The organism is Mycobacterium europaeum (genome assembly GCF_034555895.2).
Lineage (GTDB): Bacteria > Actinomycetota > Actinomycetes > Mycobacteriales > Mycobacteriaceae > Mycobacterium > Mycobacterium europaeum.
Map to the genome: position 1 here is coordinate 5,339,673 of NZ_CP157315.1, position 16,731 is coordinate 5,356,403.

Here is a 16,731-nt window from a genome sequence, read left to right on the forward strand (position 1 = left end):
CATGTCCTACCTCGCGGGTGCGGTTCAGGTCGGCGGCGTCATGGTCGGGGCCCCGCTGGTGGTCGGGCTGACCCGGCAGGTGCGCGCCCGCTGGGAAGGCCGCGTTGGCGGTGGCGTCCTGCAGCCCTGGCGTGACATCGTCAAACAGCTTGGCAAGCAACAGGTCACCCCGCGCGGCACGACGGCGGTGTTCGCTGCCGCACCCGCGGTCGTCGCCGGAACCACGCTGCTGATCGCCGCGATCGCGCCGCTGGTCGCCACCGGATCGCCCCTGGACGCCGGCGCCGACCTGTTCGCCGTGGTGGGGCTGCTGTTCGTCGGGACCGTCGCGCTGACCCTGGCCGGCATCGACACCGGCACCTCGTTCGGCGGCATGGGCGCCAGTCGCGAGATCACCATCGCCGCACTCGTCGAACCCACCATCTTGCTCGCGGTCTTCGCCCTGTCCATGCCGGCAGGGTCGGCGAATCTCGGTGCGCTGGTGTCGAATACGATCGCCCATCCCGGGCAGGTGGTGTCGCTGGCCGCGGTACTGGCGTTCGCCGCGCTGGTGATCGTGATCGTCGCCGAGACCGGGCGGCTGCCGGTGGACAATCCGTCCACCCATCTCGAGCTGACGATGGTGCACGAGGCGATGATCCTCGAATACGCCGGCCCGCGGCTGGCCCTGGTCGAGTGGGCGGCCGGGATGCGACTGACGGTGTTGTTGGCGCTGCTGGCGAACCTGTTCGCGCCCTGGGGCATTGCCGGCGGCCGGCCCGGCGCCGTCGAGATCGTCGTCGGCATCGCGGCGGTGGCCGCCAAGGTCGCGTTGCTCTCCGGAGTGCTGGCCACCGTCGAGGTGTTCATCGCCAAGCTGCGGCTGTTCCGGGTGCCCGAATTGCTGGCGGGGTCGTTCCTGTTGGCGGTGCTCGCGGTCGTGGCCGCCAACTTCTTCGTGGTGCCGGCATGACCTACGGCACGTTCTCGGTCCTGGTCGACCTCGCCGCAGGCGGGCTGCTGCTGGCCGCGGTGCTGATCGTGTGGCGCCGCGACCTGGCCGCCATCATCCGGTTGCTGGCGTGGCAGGGCGCCGCCCTGGCCGCCATCCCGGTGCTGCGGGGGGTGTACGACCGCGACGGCGCGCTCATCGGCGTCGGCGTGGCCGTGCTGCTCCTGCGGGTTGCGGTGCTGCCGCGACTGCTGGCCCGCGCGGCCGGCGCCGATTCGCGGTCGCGCCGGGAAGCCACCCCGCTGGTGAACACCGCCACGTCGCTGCTCATCACCGCCGCGCTGACGCTGGCCGCGTTCGCCGTGACCGGACCCCTGGTGAACCTGCAGCCCGCCGCCACCACCACCGCGGTGCCGGCCGCCACCGCGGTGGTGCTCATCGCCCTGCTCGTGATGGTCACCCGGCGGCACGCGGTGTCGCAGGCGGCGGGATTCCTCATGCTGGACAACGGAATCGCCGCCACCGCGTTCCTGCTCACGGCCGGCGTGCCGCTCATCGTCGAACTCGGCGCCTCGCTGGACGTGTTGTTCGCCGTCATCGTCATCGGCGTGCTCACGGGCCGGCTGTCCCATGCCTTCGGCGGTGCCGACCTGGACGCGCTACAGGAGCTGCACGACTGATGACCGGTTTACTGCTTGCCGCGATCCTCACCCCGGTCGGCGCCTCGGTGGCCGTCCTGGTCGCCGGCTGGCGCCGGGCGACCGCGACGCTGATCGTCGGATCGGCGCTGACGGTCCTCGCGTGCGGCACGGCGCTCGCCTTCGGTGTCGGGTCCGGCGCCCGGTTGGCGTTGGGCGGGCTGCTGCGGCTCGACGCGCTCACCGCCACGATGCTGATCGTCATCGGAATCGTTGCCACACTGGCCACCTGGGCCAGCATCGGCTACCTCGACGCCGAAATCGCGCACGATCACACCGATCTGCGCGGTGCCCGGGTGTACGGGGCCCTGACGGCCGGCTTCCTGGCGGCGATGGTGGTCGCGGTGTGCGCCAACAACATCGGCGTGATCTGGATCGCGATCGAGGCGACCACGGTGATCACCGCCTTCCTGGTCGGGCACCGCCGCACCCGTGGCGCGCTCGAGGCGACCTGGAAGTACGTCGTGATCTGCTCGGTCGGCATCGCCGTCGCCTTTCTGGGCACCGTGCTGCTGTACTACGCCGCCCAGCATGCCGGCGCGCCGGCCGCCGCCGCCCTGAACCTCGACGTCCTGGCGGCGCACGCCGGCGGGCTCGATCCCGGCATCGCCCGGCTGGCAGGCGGACTGCTGCTCGTCGGCTACGGCGCCAAGGCGGGGTTGTTCCCGTTCCACACCTGGTTGGCCGACGCCCACAGCCAGGCCCCGGCGCCGGTTTCGGCGCTGATGAGCGGGGTGCTGCTGTCGGTGGCCTTCTCGGTGTTGATTCGCCTCAAGCCGGTGATCGGCGCCGCCACCGGGCCCACCTTCATGCGGTCGGGCCTGTTGGTGATCGGGCTGGCGACGCTGGTGGTCGCCGCGCTGATGCTGACGGTCACGCCCGACATCAAACGCATGCTGGCCTATTCGTCCATGGAGAACATGGGTCTGATCGCGATCGCCGCGGCGGCGGGAACCTCGCTGGCCATCGCCGCGCTGCTGCTGCACGTCCTCGCTCACGGGATTGGCAAGACGGTGCTCTTCCTGGCGAGCGGCCAGCTGCAGGCCGCTCACGAGTCGACCACGATCGCCGACATCACCGCCGTGCTGCGGCGCTCCCGCCTCATCGGTGTGTCACTCGCCGTCGGGGTGGTGGTCCTGCTCGGCCTGCCGCCGTTCGCGATGTTCGCCAGCGAGCTGGCCATCGCCCGGTCCCTCGCCGACGCCCGGCTCACCTGGGCCCTCGCCGCCGGCATGCTGCTGGTCGCGATCGCCTTCGCCGCGCTGGCCCGCAACGCCGGCCGCATCCTGCTCGGCGGGCCGGCCGCCGCACCCGAGATCGCGGTCCCGCGAACGGTCGCCGCCGCGCTGGTCGTCGGCGTCGCCGCATCGATCGCCCTGGGCGTCACCGCCGGGCCGCTCACCGATCTGTTCACCATCGCGGCCGGCGCCGTCGGGGGACCGCGGTGAGGCCGCAATGGCAGCGCCACCGGCTGGCCCAGGACCGGCTGGCGGAAACGGCTGAGGACCTGCTGGGCAAGGGGTTTCGTCTGGGCCTGGTGGCCGCGCACGACGACGGTTCGGCATTCCGCGTCGTCTATCTGTTCCTGGCCGGATGGCCGGATCGCCGCGTGGAGCTCGAATGTGTGGTGCCCAAGGATGTTTCGGCGATCCGATCGCTGGCCTATCTGTCGTTTGCCGCCAGCCGCTTCGAGCGGGAAATGGCGGACCTGTATGGCATCCGGTGCGTCGGGCATCCCAAGGCGCGCCGGCTGGTGCGGCATGCCCACTGGCCCGAACAGTGGTACCCGATGCGCGGCGACGCCGCGGCCGTCCCGGAATTCGATGCCGCCGGCCGGTTTCCGTTTGTCACCGTCGAGGGGCCCGGGGTGTACGAAATCCCGGTGGGGCCCGTGCACGCCGGGCTGATCGAACCCGGCCACTTCCGGTTCTCCGTCGCCGGCGAAACCGTGCTGCGGCTCAAGGCCCGACTGTGGTTCGTCCACCGCGGCGTCGAGAAGCTGTTTCACGGCCGGCCCGCCGGCGCCGCGGTCGAACTGGCCGAACGCGTCAGCGGCGACACGTCCGTCGGGCACGCACTCGCCCACTGCCTTGCCGTCGAGGACGCGCTCGGGATGCAACTTCCCGACGAGGCGCACCGGTTGCGGGCGCTGCTGGTCGAACTCGAGCGGCTCTACAACCACGCCGCCGATCTCGGCGCGCTGGCCAACGACGTCGCCTTCGGGCTGGCGAACGCGCACGCGCAACGCATCCGCGAAGAGTTGTTGCGACTCAACGCCGCAGTCACCGGGCATCGGCTGCTGCGCGGCGCCATCCGCCCGGGCGCCGTCACGCTGCGGGCGCTGCCCGACGTCGCCGCGCTGCGGCGGATCGCCGACGACCTCGCCGAGATCGCCGAGCTGACTCTGCACAACACCGTTGTTTATGACCGCTTCGCCGGGACCGCCGCCCTGCACCGCGACGACGCGCAGGCCCTCGGCTGCCTGGGCTATGTCGCGCGGGCGAGCGGCATGCGCACGGACGCCCGAGTGGAACACCCCACCGTCGCGCTGCCCGTCACCGAGGTCGGCGCCGCCGCGGGTGACGTGCTGGCCCGCTACACCGTGCGGCGCGACGAATTCGCCGCGTCCACCGACCTGGCGTGCCATCTGATCGAATCCCACTGCGGCCCAATCACATACGAGGTGCGGGTGCAGGCGCCGCAGATGCCCCGCAGCGGCATCGGCATCGTCGAGGGCTGGCGCGGGACCATCGTGCACCGCGTCGAGACCGACGCCGCGGGTCGGATCACTCGCGCGAAGATCGTCGACCCGTCGTGGTTCAACTGGCCGGCACTGCCGGTCGCGATGGCCGACACGATCGTCCCCGACTTCCCGCTGGCCAACAAGAGCTTCAACCAGTCCTACGCCGGCAACGATCTCTGACGCGCGGCCGCTACGCCTCGCCCAGCAGCGCGAATCGGCCGTCGGTCGTCCGGGTCACCAGGCCGTCGGCCAGCAGCGAATCCAGCGCGCGGTCGCGTTGGGCGGTGTCGGTCAGCCACGCCACGTCGAGATCCGCCCGGGTGACCGGAGAGTCGTTGGCGCGCAACACATCCAGCAGCCTGCCGCGGACCTGACGGTCGGTTCCGGCGTAGGTCTGTACCCGCCGGGCCGGCCCCTGCGCCGGGGCGTATCCGGCCTCCCGCCACGCGCACCGGGCAAGCGGGCACAACCCGCACCGCGGCGCCCGTGCGGTGCACACCGTCGCGCCCAGCTCCATCAGGGCCACCGAAAACCGCGGCGCCGCATCGTCGGCCGGCAGCAGGGCGTCGACGTCGGCGTGGTCGCGCGTCGCGGACGGGTTGCCGGCGTCGGCCCGCCCGTGCACGGCCCGGGCGACCACCCGGCGCACGTTGGTGTCGACCACCGGAACCCGTTGGCGGTAGGCGAAGCAAGCGATCGCGCGGGCGGTGTAGCTGCCGATGCCGGGCAGGGTGAGCAGGGTGTCGACGTCGGCGGGGACGACGTCGTCGTGCTCGCGCGCGATGACGGTCGCGCATTCGTGCAAACGCTTGGCCCGCCTCGGGTAACCCAGCTTGCCCCAGGCCCGCAGCACGTCGGCGGCGCTGGCCGCGGCGGTCGCCGACGGGGTGGGCCACCGGGACACCCAGTCCGTCCAGACCGGTAGCACCCGCGACACCGGCGTCTGCTGCAACATGAATTCGCTGACCAGGATCTGCCACGCGCTGACGCCGGGCTCCCGCCAGGGCAGGTCGCGGCGCGATCGTTCGTACCAGTCAAGAAGGTCGGTAACTGATATGTGTTTCGGGCCGTCCACCGGCGGATGCGGCATGATGTCAGCCATGCCTAACACCAGTCCGGTAACCGCATGGAAAGCACTCAAAGAGGGTAACGAGCGATTCGTCGCCGGGAAGCCGCAGCATCCGAGCCAGAGTGTCGAACACCGTGCCCGCCTGGCCGGCGGGCAGACGCCCACCGCGGTGGTGTTCGGCTGCGCGGACAGCAGGGTTGCGGCCGAGCTCATCTTCGACCAGGGCCTCGGCGACATGTTCGTGGTGCGCACCGCCGGGCAGGCCATCGACTCGGCGGTGCTGGGCTCGATCGAGTTCGCGGTGGTCGTGCTCGAGGTGCCGCTCATCGTCGTCCTGGGCCATGACAGCTGCGGCGCCGTCAAGGCCGCCCTGGCCGCCATCAACGACGGTTCGGTGCCGAGCGGTTTCGTGCGAGACGTGGTGGAGCGGGTCGCGCCCTCGATCCTGATGGGCCGCCGCGACGGCCTGACCCGGGTCGACGAGTTCGAGGAGCGCCACGTGCGCGAGACGGTCGCCCAGCTCATGTCGCGTTCGTCCGCGATCGCCGAGCGGGTGGCCGCGGGCACCCTGGCGATCGCCGGCGCCACCTACCACCTGGCCGACGGCCGGGCCGTGCTGGTCGACCACGTCGGCGACATCGGCGAATAGCGGGGGAGTGAGCCGCTTTCTGGCCGTCATTTACACGACGGTCAGCCAGCAAACACCGCGACACGCCGGGGCGGGTCAGACAACTCGACGTGACCTGGGCTTACGCTGCAAACGTGCTGGATCTGGAACCGCGTGGCCCGCTACCCACCGAGATCTATTGGCGGCGCCGTGGCCTGGCCGTGGGTGTCGCGGTCGTCGTCGTCGGGATCGTGGTCGCCGCGGTCATCGCCTTCATGGGACACAACTCGGGCGCCAAGCCCGCCAGTGTCGGCAAGCCCAATTCCGCTCAGAGCAAGCCCAGTTCGCCCGCGCCGCAGGCGCCTCCGCCGGCGGCCCCCGGGGAGCAGCCCAACCCGGCCGTGCCGCAACAGGGGCAGAACCCCGAGATGCCCACCCCGACCGCCGCGGTGCAGCCGCCGCCGGTGCTGAAAGAGGGCGACGACTGCCCCGATTCGACGCTGGCCGTCAAGGGCCTGACCAACGCGCCCCAGTACTTCATCGGTGATCAGCCGAAGTTCACCATGGTCGTCACCAACATCGGCCTGGTGGCGTGCAAGCGTGACGTGGGAGCCGCCGTGCTGGCGGCCTACGTGTACTCGCTGGACAACAAGCGGCTGTGGTCCAACCTGGACTGCGCGCCGTCCAACGAGACGCTGATCAAGACGTTCACCCCGGGCGAGCAGGTGACGACCGCGGTGACGTGGACGGGGATGGGCTCGGCGCCGCACTGCCCGCTGCCGCGGCCGGCGATCGGCCCGGGCACCTACAACCTCGTGGTGCAGCTGGGCAACCTGCGTTCGCAGCCCGTTCCGTTCATCATGAATCAGCCGCCACCGCCGCCGGGCCCGGGGCCGGGCCAACCGGCCGTCGCGCCGCCGCCCGAGGCGCCGCCGGCCGCGCCGATCCCGGCCGGCTAACTGAGCGGGTCGGCGATAGTCGACTCCGCGAGCTGCGACAGCCCCTCCCGCACGTGGCGGGCCCACATCGCGCCGATGCCCTCCACCGACTGCAGGTCGCCGGCGCTGGCCGCCAGCAGGCCCTGCAGCGTCCCGAACGACCGGACCAGCAGGTCGGAGTGGGCGAACTGCAGCCGGGGGATGCTGGCCAGCGCGCGGTAGCCGCGCGGGCTGACCGCCGAGTCCTGCGCCTCCGCCGTCGTCGGATAGCCGAAAACCTTTGCCAGGGCGGTGAGTTCGAGTAGCTCGGTGTCCGAGAGGGCGTCGAGCTCGTCGAGGGTCGCGGTCATCTGCGCTTTGGACAGCGGCTCGGGGCTGGCGTGGTAGTCGCGCACGGTCAGCTCCCGCGCGATGTCGTTGCCGCCCAGCAGCTCGTCGAGCTGCAGCCGCAGCTGGCGCCCGTCGGTGCCCAGCTCGACGACGTCGTCGTCGATCACCAGGCCGATGCGCCGGACCAGCTCGAGCCGCTGCACCACCGTCATCACGTCGCGCAGCGTGACGAAATCCTCGATCTCGGCGAGCGAGAGTTGCCGGCTGACCTCGTCGAGCCTGGTCTTGTACCGTTCCAGGGTCGCGATCGCCTGGTTGGCCCGCGACAGGATGGTCGCCGAATCCGCCACCACGTGGCGTTCCCCGCCCACGTAGACGGTCACGATGTTCATCGAGTGGCTCACCGAGATCACCGGGTAGCCGGTCTGGATCGCCGCCCGTTCCGCCGAGCGGTGCCGCGTCCCCGATTCGTCGGTGGGTATCGACGGGTCCGGCACCAGCTGCACGTTGGCGCGCACGATGCGGCTGCCGTCGGTGGACAGCACCACCGCGCCGTCCATCTTCGCCAGCTCGCGCAGCCGGGTGGGCGCGTACCGGACGTCCAGCGCGAAGCCGCCGTCACAGATGGCCTCGACGTTTTCGTCGTTGCCGAGGACGATCAGCGCGCCGGTGCGGCCACGCAGGATGCGCTCCAGGCCGTCCCGTAGCCCGGTGCCCGGTGCCAGGCGGGCGACGGTCTCACGCAGTGTCGGACGAGTCACAGCGTGTCATTGTGCGGCCCCAGCACGTTGTGCGTCCAGCCACTGCGCGGCTCGGCGATGGCTTTCATGTGTTGCAGCGCCGCGACAATGGTCGGTGCCCGCAGCGCCCGCATCCCGCTGGGGACTATCTCGCGCCGGGGGTCGTCACCGTCGGGGATGAGCGCGATGCTGAATCCCTGGCGCGCGGCCTCGCCCAGCCGCCGTTCCATCCCGCCGACCCGCCGCAGGTCGCCCGCCAGCCCCACCTCGCCGATCATCACCGCCGTCGTCGGCAACGGCAGGCCGGAGTATGCCGAGGCCAGCGCCATTGCGACGGCCAGATCCGAAGAGGGGTCGGTCAACCGCATGCCGCCGACGGTGGACAGGTAGATGTCGCTGACACCGACGGCCAGCCTGCCGTGCTTCTCCAGCACGGCGCTGATCATCGCGGCCCGCGAGTGGTCGATGCCGCTGACGGCGCGGCGCGGCGAGCCGCCCCCCGGGGTCGCCAGCAGCGCCTGGACCTCCCCGATGAGCGGCCGCTTGCCGTCCAGCGTCACGGTGATCGCCGTCCCGGGGACCGGCGCCGGCCGCTGATCCAGGAAGAGGTTCGACGGGTCCGACACGTCCTCGATCCCGTTGTCCTGCAGCATGAAACAGCCGACCTCGTCGGCCGCGCCGAACCGGTTCTTGATCCCGCGCACCATGCGCAGCGATCCGTTGCGGTCCCCCTCGAAGTGCAGCACCACGTCGACCAGATGCTCCAGGGAGCGCGGACCGGCGATGGCCCCGTCCTTGGTGACGTGGCCGACCAGGATCAGCGCGACGCCGTTGGCCTTCGCGGCCGCGGTCAGCGTGGCGGTGACCGCGCGCACCTGCGTGACCCCACCGGCCACGCCGTCGGCCTCCGTCGTCGACATGGTCTGCACCGAGTCCACGATCACCAGCGCGGGCCGCACCGTCGAGATGTGGTCCAGCACCGTGTGCACGTCGGATTCGGCGGCCAGATAGACCTCCTCGGCTCCGCAGCCGATCCGGTCCGCGCGCAGCCGGATCTGGCCGGCCGACTCCTCACCGGAAATGTAGAGCGCGCGCCGGCCCGACAGCGCCCAGCGGTGGGCCACCTTGAGCAGCAGCGTCGACTTGCCCACGCCGGGATCGCCCGCCAGCAGCGTGACCGAACCGGGCACCACCCCGCCGCCGAGCACGCGGTCGAGTTCTCCGATGCCCGTCGAGCGGTGTTGGCTGGCATTGGGTTCGACGGAAGTGATCGGGACCGCGCGCGAGGCCGAAGCCGAAGCGATCCTGGTGCGACGGCCGCCGACCGCGCTCAGCACCGGCGCCTCGTCTACGGTGCCCCAGGTGCCGCATTCCAGGCAGCGGCCCACCCACTTGGCGGTGACGTGCTGGCATTCGGAGCAGCGGTATTGGGAGCGCGGATTAGCCACCCCATGACGGTATCGGGGCGGTACGACAAGTCCCCGCTATGACAGGCGGATACGCCCGTCTAGCTTTGCTGCGGCGGGACCAGCCCGGCCGAAACCGGGACCAGCACGGTGGCCTGACCGGCCTTCTCGAAGTTGAAGGTGAAGTTGTACAGCAGGCCGTTGCTGATCGGCTTGGCGAGCATGACGGTCGCCTTGGCCGAGTTGTTGGAACCCATGGGGCCCGGCGGCACCTTCTGGCCCTCCGGCGTACCGATCAGCAGCATGCCGCCGGCGGGCAGTCGACCGTCTCCGCTCAACGCCACCGCGCCGATGTCGCTGGTGATGCTCACCAGCCTGTCCGGGGTGTCGGGCGATTGGTTGATGGCCACCAACAACAGGTCCACCGCCCGCCCCGCCTGGATGGAGTCGCCGGTCTGCGGGGCCTGGATACGGATGTCGCGCAGCGCCACGTTCTTGAAGGTGACCTTGTTGCCGTTGATCGCGGGCTCCTGGACGGCCATCTGCGAGACCTGGCCGGCCCCGCAACCGCTGAGCAGAAGGGAGACCACCGCGACGAGGCCGACGAGCGCGGCCCGGACGGTCGGCGGGGACAGGCGGACGGGGAGGCTCGTCTCGAAGCGGTTCACTCAATGCCTCCTGCTGGGCCGGTTCGACTGATGCAACTATGCACAGTAGTAGGAAGGTTTCGCGGACGGTAGCGCGGGGCGCGAGACCAGCCCTGCAGCCCTTCCCCGTGGTCCCTCGGGGCCGCGTGGGGGCCGCTCTCGGGGCCGGTTGAGCGCATTGGTAATGTGCGTCACTGCACGTTCTGCTCCCCGTGTCAACCCCTAATCTGCGCGTGTTGTGCCCCTGACCTGCATCGTTGCTCCTCGCGCGATTGGGCGGCCGTGTTAGACTGAAGTAACGAAAGGGGCTCGAATCAGATGATCTTCAAGGTCGGCGACACCGTTGTTTACCCGCATCACGGTGCTGCGTTAGTCGAGGCGATTGAAACCCGCACCATCAAAGGGGAACAAAAGGAATATCTCGTCTTGAAGGTGGCGCAGGGAGACCTGACCGTTCGAGTTCCCGCCGATAACGCCGAGTACGTCGGCGTCCGCGACGTCGTCGGCCAGGAAGGCCTCGACAAGGTGTTCCAGGTGTTGCGGGCTCCGCACACCGAAGAGCCGACCAACTGGTCGCGCCGCTACAAGGCCAACCTGGAAAAGCTGGCCTCCGGCGATGTCAACAAGGTGGCCGAGGTGGTTCGCGACCTGTGGCGCCGCGACCAGGAACGCGGTCTGTCCGCCGGCGAGAAGCGCATGCTGGCCAAGGCCCGGCAGATCCTGGTCGGTGAATTGGCGCTCGCCGAGAGCACCGACGACGCCAAGGCGGAAACCATCCTCGACGAGGTTCTGGCCGCCGCTTCCTGAACGCTCTGACGCTGCGGTGGTCACGGGGACGTCCCCCTCGGGCACGGTCGTCGCGGTGGTTCCGGCCGCAGGCTCGGGCGAACGACTGGGCGCCGGCATCCCGAAGGCATTCTGTGAGGTCGCCGGGCGCACCCTGCTGGACCGCGCCGTCGGCGGTTTGCTGGAATCCGGAGTCGTCGACCACGTCGTGGTGGCCGTGCCGGCGTCCCGGGTCGATGAGGCCAAAGGGGCGCTGGGCGGGCGAGCGACCGTCGTCGCCGGCGGGCCCGACCGAACCACATCGGTGAGCCTGGCGCTCACGGCCCTCGCCGGTGATCCCGAGTACGTGCTGGTGCACGACGCCGCCCGCGCCCTGACGCCGCCCGCGCTGATCGCGCGGGTGGTGGACGCGCTGCGGGCCGGGCACAACGCCGTCGTGCCCGCGCTGCCGCTGCATGACACCATCAAGGCCGTGGACGCCAACGGGGTGGTCCTGGGCACGCCCGAGCGGGCCGGCCTGCGCGCCGTGCAGACGCCGCAAGGCTTCGCGCGCGAGCTGCTGTTGCGGGCCTACCAGCGCGCCGGCACCGCCGATGTCACCGACGACGCCTCGCTGGTCGAGCATGTCGGCGGCCAGGTCCAGGTGGTCGACGGCGACCCGCTGGCGTTCAAGATCACCACCCAGCTCGATCTGCTGCTGGCCGAAGCGGTCGTGCGCCGGTGAGCGAGCCGCTGCCAAGGGTCGGGCTGGGCGTCGACGTCCACCCGGTCGAACCCGGCCGGCCGTGCTGGCTGGTGGGCCTGCTGTTTCCCGGCGCCGACGGCTGCGCCGGTCACTCCGACGGCGACGTGGGGGCGCACGCGCTGTGCGACGCGCTGTTGTCGGCCGCGGGGCTGGGCGACATCGGCGCGGTCTTCGGGGTCGACGACCCGCGCTGGAAGGGCGTCAGCGGCGCCGGGATGCTGCGCCACGTCGCCGGCCTGGTGGCGGGCGACGGCTTTCGGATCGGGAACGCCGCGGTGCAGTTGGTCGGCAACGAGCCGAGGATCGGCCCGCGCCGCGCCGAGGCGCAACGCGTGCTCTCGGAATTGCTGGGGGCTCCGGTCTCGGTGTCGGCGACGACGACCGACGGGCTGGGGCTGACCGGTCGCGGCGAGGGCCGCGCCGCCATCGCCACCGCATTGGTGATCCCGGTCGGATAAGGCCCGCGCAGCGCCGGGCACCCCGGAACCACCCGGTAAGCTGGCACGTCGTGACCGATCGCGCCCGCTTGCGGCTACACGACACCGCCGCCGGTGCCGTGCGTGATTTCGTCCCGCTGCGCGAGGGCCACGTCTCCATCTACCTGTGTGGCGCCACGGTTCAGGGCCTGCCGCACATCGGCCATGTCCGCAGCGGCGTGGCCTTCGACATCCTGCGCCGCTGGCTGATGGCCCGCGGCTGCGACGTCGCGTTCATCCGCAACGTCACCGACATCGACGACAAGATCCTCAACAAGGCCGCCGCGGCGGACCGACCGTGGTGGGAGTGGGCGGCCACCTACGAGCGCGCGTTCAGCGCCGCCTACGACGCCCTGGACGTCTTGCCGCCGTCGGCCGAGCCGCGCGCCACCGGGCACATCACCCAGATGGTCGAATTGATGGACCGCCTGATCGAAACCGGCCACGCCTACCCCGCGGGGGGCGACGTCTACTTCGACGTGCTCAGCTATCCGGAGTACGGCCAGCTGTCCGGGCACAAGATCGACGACGTCCACCAGGGCGAGGGTGTGGCCACCTGCAAGCGCGACCAGCGAGACTTCACGCTGTGGAAGGCCGCCAAGCCCGGCGAGCCGTCGTGGCCCACGCCCTGGGGGCGCGGGCGCCCGGGCTGGCACCTGGAATGCTCGGCGATGGCGCGGACCTATCTGGGGCCGGAGTTCGACATCCATTGCGGCGGGATGGACCTGGTCTTCCCGCACCACGAGAACGAGATCGCGCAGAGCCGTGCCGCCGGTGACGGATTCGCCCGGTACTGGCTGCACAACGGCTGGGTCACCATGGGCGGCGAGAAGATGAGCAAATCACTGGGCAACGTGCTGGCCATCCCGGCGTTGTTGCAGCGGGTAAGGCCGGCGGAGTTGCGTTACTACCTGGGCAGCGCCCATTACCGCTCGATGCTGGAATTCTCCGACACCGCCCTGCAGGATGCGGTGAAAGCCTATGTGGGCGTGGAGGAATTCCTGCACCGCGTCCGGGTCCGGGTCGGTGGCGTCGAGCCCGGCGATCCGACCCCGCGGTTCGCCGAGGCGCTCGACGACGACTTGGCGGTGCCGGCGGCGCTCGCCGAGGTGCACCACTCCCGGGCCGAGGGCAACCGGGCCCTCGACACCGGCGATCACGACGGCGCGCTGCAGCATGCGCGCGCGATCCGCGCCATGATGGGCATCCTGGGCTGCGACCCGCTCGACGAGCGTTGGGAAACCCGCGACGAGACGTCGGCGGCTCTGGCGGCCGTCGAGGTGCTGGTGCGGGCCGAGTTGGAGAACCGGGAAAAGGCCCGCGAACAACGCGATTGGGCGCTCGCCGACGAGATCCGCGAGCGGCTGAAGCTCGCCGGTATCGAGGTCACCGACACCGCCGACGGACCGCAGTGGGAGCTGTCGGCCCGCGAAGAGCAGCGCGATAACTAGATGGCCGGCAATTCGAAGCGCCGCGGGGCGGTACGCAAAGCGGGCACCAAGAAGGGGGCCACCGTGGGCTCGGGCGGCCAGCGCCGCCGGGCGCTGGAGGGACGCGGTCCCACGCCGCCGGCGCACCTGCGTCCCAACCATCCCGCGGCCAAGCGCGCCCAGTCCCAGCCGCGGCGGCCCACCAAGCGGCCCACCGACGAGACGGAGACCGTGCTCGGCCGCAACCCCGTGCTGGAGTGCCTGCGCGCCGGTGTCCCGGCGACCGCGCTCTACGTGGCCCTGGGCACCGAGGCCGATGAACGCGTCACCGAAAGCGTTGCCCGGGCGGCGGATTCGGGCATCTCTATCCTCGAGGTGCCGCGTGCCGACCTGGACCGGATGACCGCCAACCACCTGCACCAGGGCATCGCGTTGCAGGTGCCGCCGTACCGCTACGCCCATCCCGACGACCTGCTGGCGGCGGCGATGAGCTCGCCGCCCGCCCTGTTGGTGGCGTTGGACAACATCTCCGATCCCCGCAACCTGGGCGCGATCGTGCGTTCGGTCGCGGCGTTCGGCGGCCACGGCGTGCTGATCCCGCAGCGGCGTTCGGCGTCGGTGACGGCGGTGGCGTGGCGCACCAGCGCCGGCGCCGCGGCCCGCATCCCGGTCGCCAGGGCCACGAATCTCACTCGCACGCTGAAGGATTGGGCCGATCGCGGAATCCGGGTGATCGGCCTGGACGCCGACGGCGACACCGTGGTCGACGACGTGGACGGCGCCGACCCGCTGGTGGTGGTCGTCGGGTCCGAGGGCAAGGGGTTGTCGCGGCTGGTACGGCAGAACTGCGACGAGGTGGTGTCCATCCCGATGGCCGGGCACGCCGAATCGCTGAACGCCTCGGTCGCCGCCGGGGTGGTGCTCGCCGAGATCGCCCGCCAGCGCAGGGTTTGACTCCGGTGCGCGCCCGGCTCGCGCGCCTGGGTGCGGTACTGCTGACGCTGGCGGTGCTCGCGCCGCCGGCGGCGGCCCCGGCGCAAGCGGCCGCCTTCGACCTACAGGCGCATCGCGGCGGACGCGGCGAGACCACCGAGGAGTCGTTGCGGGCCTTCGCCAAATCACTCGAATTGGGCGTCAGCACACTCGAACTCGACATCAACCTCACCAAGGACGCCCAGCCGCTGGTGTGGCACGACCCGACGATCGACGCCCAGAAATGCACCGACACCGGACCCGCGTTCGCCGGCGATCCGCAGTATCCCTACGTCGGCAAGCTGGTGCACGAGCTCACCCTGGCGCAGATCCGCACGCTCGACTGCGGGCGGCGGCTGGCGGAGTTTCCCGACGCCGAGGTGGTACGGGGCAACAAGATAGCCATCCTGCCGGAGGTGTTCGACCTCGCCGATTCCTACCGCGCCGCGGTGCGCTACAACATCGAGACGAAGGTGGCGGCCGACCACCCCGGCACGTCGGCCGATCCCCGGCAGTTCGTCGACGTGATACTGGCGGCGGTCAGGTCAGCCGGCAAAGTCGGCCGGGTGGAGATACAAAGCTTCGACTGGCGCACCCTGCCGATGGTGCGCCGGGACGAGCCGTCAATTCCGTTGGTGGCGTTGTACAGCCAGGACACCTGGGTGCCGGATTCGCCATGGCTCGCGGGGGAGAACCCGGCCGCCATCAATGACCCGATGCTCGGGGCGAAGCTGGTGGGCGCCGACATCATCTCGCCCGACTACCGCCTCGTCACGGGCAAACCCTATGTCGACCGCGCCCATTCGCTGGGGTTGGAAGTGATCCCGTGGACCGTCGATGACGCGGCCGGCATGCGCGAACAGATCGCCGACGGGGTCGACGGACTCATCACCGACTTCCCGACGCTGCTGCGCGGCGTGATGGCCGAACTCGGAATGCCGCTGCCGCCGGCCTACCACCGCGGTTAGCCGCCGAGCAGGCGCGCCGACGCCCACAGCGCGACCACCGCGACCACCAGGGACACGGGCACCGTGCACAGCCCGAGCCGGGTGTATTCCCCGACGCCGGCATCGACATCGTGCTGGCGAAGCACGCGCCGCCACAACAGGTTCGACAGCGAACCGACGTAGGTCAGGTTCGGTCCGATGTTCACCCCGAGCAGGACGGCCAGGATGGCGACCGGCCCGCTCGGGGCGACCAGCGGCAGCAGCACCAGGGTGGCGGGCAGGTTGTTCACCACGTTGGCCAGCACGGCGGCCACCGCGGCGATGGCCAGCAGCGCGGGCAGCGTCGAACCGGACGGCAGCACCGCCGACATCGCCCTGTCCATGCCGTTGACCATGACCGCCCGCACCACGACACCGAGCGCCAGCACGAACACCAGGAACGACACGTGCACCGAGCGCGCGATGTCCACCACCGAGGTGTGCCCGCGGTTCAGGCTGCGCACGGCCAGCGCGGCGGCGCCGGCGAGCGCCACCCAGGCCGGGGCCACCCCGACGGACTGGGCCACCGCGAACCCGGCCAGCGTCAGCCCGACGACCACCAACACGAACACCGGCGGCCGCGGCGCCTGCCCGTCGTCCTCCGGTTCGGGCTGCACACGCAGGTCGCCCGCGAAGAACCAGCGGAATATCGCGTACAGCGTGATCACCGCGCCCAGCCACGGCAAGGCCATCAACAGGGTGAACCGCGTGAACGACAGGCCGGCGGTGTGGAACGCCAGCAAGTTGGTCAGGTTCGACACCGGCAGCAGCAGGGAGGCGCCGTTGGCCAGGTGCGCGGTGGCATAGGCGTACGGCCGCACCGGTGTCTTCAGCCGGCGGACGGCGGCCAGCACCACCGGCGTCAGCAACACCACCGCGGTGTCCAGGCTCAGCACGGCGGTGATCAGGGAGGCGATGACGAACACCCGCAGCAGCAGGCCGCCCGACCCGACGCGGCCGCGCGCGATCGCGGCGCCCGCGGCCTCGAACAGGCCCTCGTCGTCGCACAGCTTGGCCAGCACCAGCACCGCGCCCAAAAACCCGACCACCCCCGACAACCCGGCCACCTCGTCGGCCGCCTGGCGCACCGAGATGGCGCCGACCGCGACCAGGACGAGCGCCGCGGGAACGGCCGCCACCGCCTCCGGCAGGCCCTGCGGACGCACCACCGCGAACGCCAGGACGGCAGCGAGCAGCGCCAGCGCAAGTGTCAGGGTCAATGTCTTA

17 protein-coding genes are annotated in these 16,731 nt (G+C 71.0%); 12 read left to right on the top strand and 5 right to left on the bottom strand.

Annotated elements, in window-relative coordinates:
• The first annotated feature begins 1 nt into the window (after position 1).
• From U8D42_RS24750 to U8D42_RS24765, 4 genes are read left to right on the top strand one after another with little or no spacing between them, the layout of a single operon-like run.
• The gene (locus tag U8D42_RS24750) at positions 2-952 is read left to right on the top strand and encodes a respiratory chain complex I subunit 1 family protein (protein WP_322860537.1); all 951 of its coding nucleotides are present in this window, start codon (positions 2-4) and stop codon (positions 950-952) included.
• Positions 949-1,611: a hypothetical protein gene (locus tag U8D42_RS24755; protein ID WP_085239773.1), complete on the top strand. Its 663-nt coding sequence runs from the start codon at positions 949-951 to the stop codon at positions 1,609-1,611. The genes U8D42_RS24750 and U8D42_RS24755 overlap by 4 nt, the downstream gene beginning before the upstream one ends.
• Positions 1,611-3,077, top strand: coding sequence for a proton-conducting transporter membrane subunit (locus tag U8D42_RS24760; RefSeq protein WP_322860393.1), 1,467 nt, complete (start codon positions 1,611-1,613; stop codon positions 3,075-3,077). Before U8D42_RS24755 ends, U8D42_RS24760 begins: the two co-directional genes overlap by 1 nt.
• Entirely contained in the window at positions 3,074-4,552 is a 1,479-nt protein-coding gene (locus U8D42_RS24765; protein ID WP_322860394.1) for an NADH-quinone oxidoreductase subunit C, read from the top strand. The genes U8D42_RS24760 and U8D42_RS24765 overlap by 4 nt, the downstream gene beginning before the upstream one ends.
• 10 nt (positions 4,553-4,562) lie before the next feature.
• On the opposite strand, the gene U8D42_RS24770 is transcribed toward U8D42_RS24765, so the two are convergent.
• Positions 4,563-5,474 carry an A/G-specific adenine glycosylase gene (locus U8D42_RS24770; protein ID WP_322860395.1) on the bottom strand — a complete coding sequence of 304 codons (912 nt, stop codon included), beginning with the start codon at positions 5,472-5,474 and terminating at the stop codon, positions 4,563-4,565.
• Here U8D42_RS24770 and U8D42_RS24775 point away from each other — a divergent pair.
• Positions 5,473-6,090 carry a carbonic anhydrase gene (locus U8D42_RS24775; protein WP_322860396.1) on the top strand — a complete coding sequence of 206 codons (618 nt, stop codon included), beginning with the start codon at positions 5,473-5,475 and terminating at the stop codon, positions 6,088-6,090. The genes U8D42_RS24770 and U8D42_RS24775 overlap by 2 nt on opposite strands.
• A gap of 113 nt (positions 6,091-6,203) precedes the next feature.
• Positions 6,204-7,007 (top strand): hypothetical protein, encoded by an 804-nt coding sequence (locus tag U8D42_RS24780; protein WP_322860397.1) that lies wholly within the window; start codon positions 6,204-6,206, stop codon positions 7,005-7,007.
• Here U8D42_RS24780 and disA read toward each other — a convergent pair.
• From disA to U8D42_RS24795, 3 genes are read right to left on the bottom strand one after another with little or no spacing between them, the layout of a single operon-like run.
• Positions 7,004-8,077 (bottom strand): DNA integrity scanning diadenylate cyclase DisA, encoded by a 1,074-nt coding sequence (gene disA, locus U8D42_RS24785; protein WP_007166542.1) that lies wholly within the window; start codon positions 8,075-8,077, stop codon positions 7,004-7,006. The two genes, U8D42_RS24780 and disA, sit on opposite strands and share 4 nt — an antisense overlap.
• Positions 8,074-9,504 (bottom strand): DNA repair protein RadA, encoded by a 1,431-nt coding sequence (radA, locus tag U8D42_RS24790; RefSeq protein WP_322860398.1) that lies wholly within the window; start codon positions 9,502-9,504, stop codon positions 8,074-8,076. Before radA ends, disA begins: the two co-directional genes overlap by 4 nt.
• A gap of 59 nt (positions 9,505-9,563) precedes the next feature.
• Positions 9,564-10,130: a hypothetical protein gene (locus U8D42_RS24795; protein ID WP_431523813.1), complete on the bottom strand. Its 567-nt coding sequence runs from the start codon at positions 10,128-10,130 to the stop codon at positions 9,564-9,566.
• A gap of 297 nt (positions 10,131-10,427) precedes the next feature.
• Between U8D42_RS24795 and carD the strand changes: the two genes are divergently transcribed.
• From carD to U8D42_RS24825, 6 genes are read left to right on the top strand one after another with little or no spacing between them, the layout of a single operon-like run.
• Entirely contained in the window at positions 10,428-10,916 is a 489-nt protein-coding gene (gene carD / locus U8D42_RS24800) for an RNA polymerase-binding transcription factor CarD (RefSeq protein WP_007166539.1), read from the top strand.
• A 16-nt stretch (positions 10,917-10,932) separates the two neighbouring features.
• Positions 10,933-11,619: a 2-C-methyl-D-erythritol 4-phosphate cytidylyltransferase gene (gene ispD, locus U8D42_RS24805; RefSeq protein ID WP_322860399.1), complete on the top strand. Its 687-nt coding sequence runs from the start codon at positions 10,933-10,935 to the stop codon at positions 11,617-11,619.
• On the top strand, positions 11,616-12,098 hold the full coding sequence (gene ispF, locus U8D42_RS24810; RefSeq protein ID WP_085239764.1) for a 2-C-methyl-D-erythritol 2,4-cyclodiphosphate synthase: 483 nt from the start codon (positions 11,616-11,618) through the stop codon (positions 12,096-12,098). Before ispD ends, ispF begins: the two co-directional genes overlap by 4 nt.
• Before the next feature lie 50 nt (positions 12,099-12,148).
• Complete coding sequence (cysS, locus tag U8D42_RS24815; RefSeq protein WP_322860400.1) at positions 12,149-13,567, top strand: cysteine--tRNA ligase; 1,419 nt, start codon at positions 12,149-12,151, stop codon at positions 13,565-13,567.
• A complete protein-coding gene (rlmB, locus tag U8D42_RS24820) occupies positions 13,568-14,500 on the top strand; it encodes a 23S rRNA (guanosine(2251)-2'-O)-methyltransferase RlmB (protein ID WP_322860401.1) in 933 nt (310 codons plus the stop codon). It abuts the gene before it with no gap.
• Complete coding sequence (locus U8D42_RS24825) at positions 14,497-15,486, top strand: glycerophosphodiester phosphodiesterase (RefSeq protein WP_431523814.1); 990 nt, start codon at positions 14,497-14,499, stop codon at positions 15,484-15,486. Before rlmB ends, U8D42_RS24825 begins: the two co-directional genes overlap by 4 nt.
• Here the strand turns inward: U8D42_RS24825 and U8D42_RS24830 are convergent.
• Positions 15,483-16,724, bottom strand: a complete 1,242-nt coding sequence (locus U8D42_RS24830) for an SLC13 family permease (RefSeq protein WP_322860402.1) — start codon at positions 16,722-16,724, stop codon at positions 15,483-15,485. The genes U8D42_RS24825 and U8D42_RS24830 overlap by 4 nt on opposite strands.
• Positions 16,725-16,731 lie beyond the last annotated feature (7 nt).

Bases quoted from the DNA above. Each gene is read 5' to 3' on its own strand.
- rlmB (WP_322860401.1), top strand. From the start codon at position 13,568: ATGGCCGGCAATTCGAAGCGCCGCGGGGCGGTACGCAAAGCGGGCACC.
- U8D42_RS24770 (WP_322860395.1), bottom strand. From the start codon at position 5,474: ATGGCTGACATCATGCCGCATCCGCCGGTGGACGGCCCGAAACACATA.
- U8D42_RS24755 (WP_085239773.1), top strand. From the start codon at position 949: ATGACCTACGGCACGTTCTCGGTCCTGGTCGACCTCGCCGCAGGCGGG.
- U8D42_RS24775 (WP_322860396.1), top strand. From the start codon at position 5,473: ATGCCTAACACCAGTCCGGTAACCGCATGGAAAGCACTCAAAGAGGGT.
- U8D42_RS24750 (WP_322860537.1), top strand. From the start codon at position 2: ATGTCCTACCTCGCGGGTGCGGTTCAGGTCGGCGGCGTCATGGTCGGG.
- carD (WP_007166539.1), top strand. From the start codon at position 10,428: ATGATCTTCAAGGTCGGCGACACCGTTGTTTACCCGCATCACGGTGCT.
- U8D42_RS24760 (WP_322860393.1), top strand. From the start codon at position 1,611: ATGACCGGTTTACTGCTTGCCGCGATCCTCACCCCGGTCGGCGCCTCG.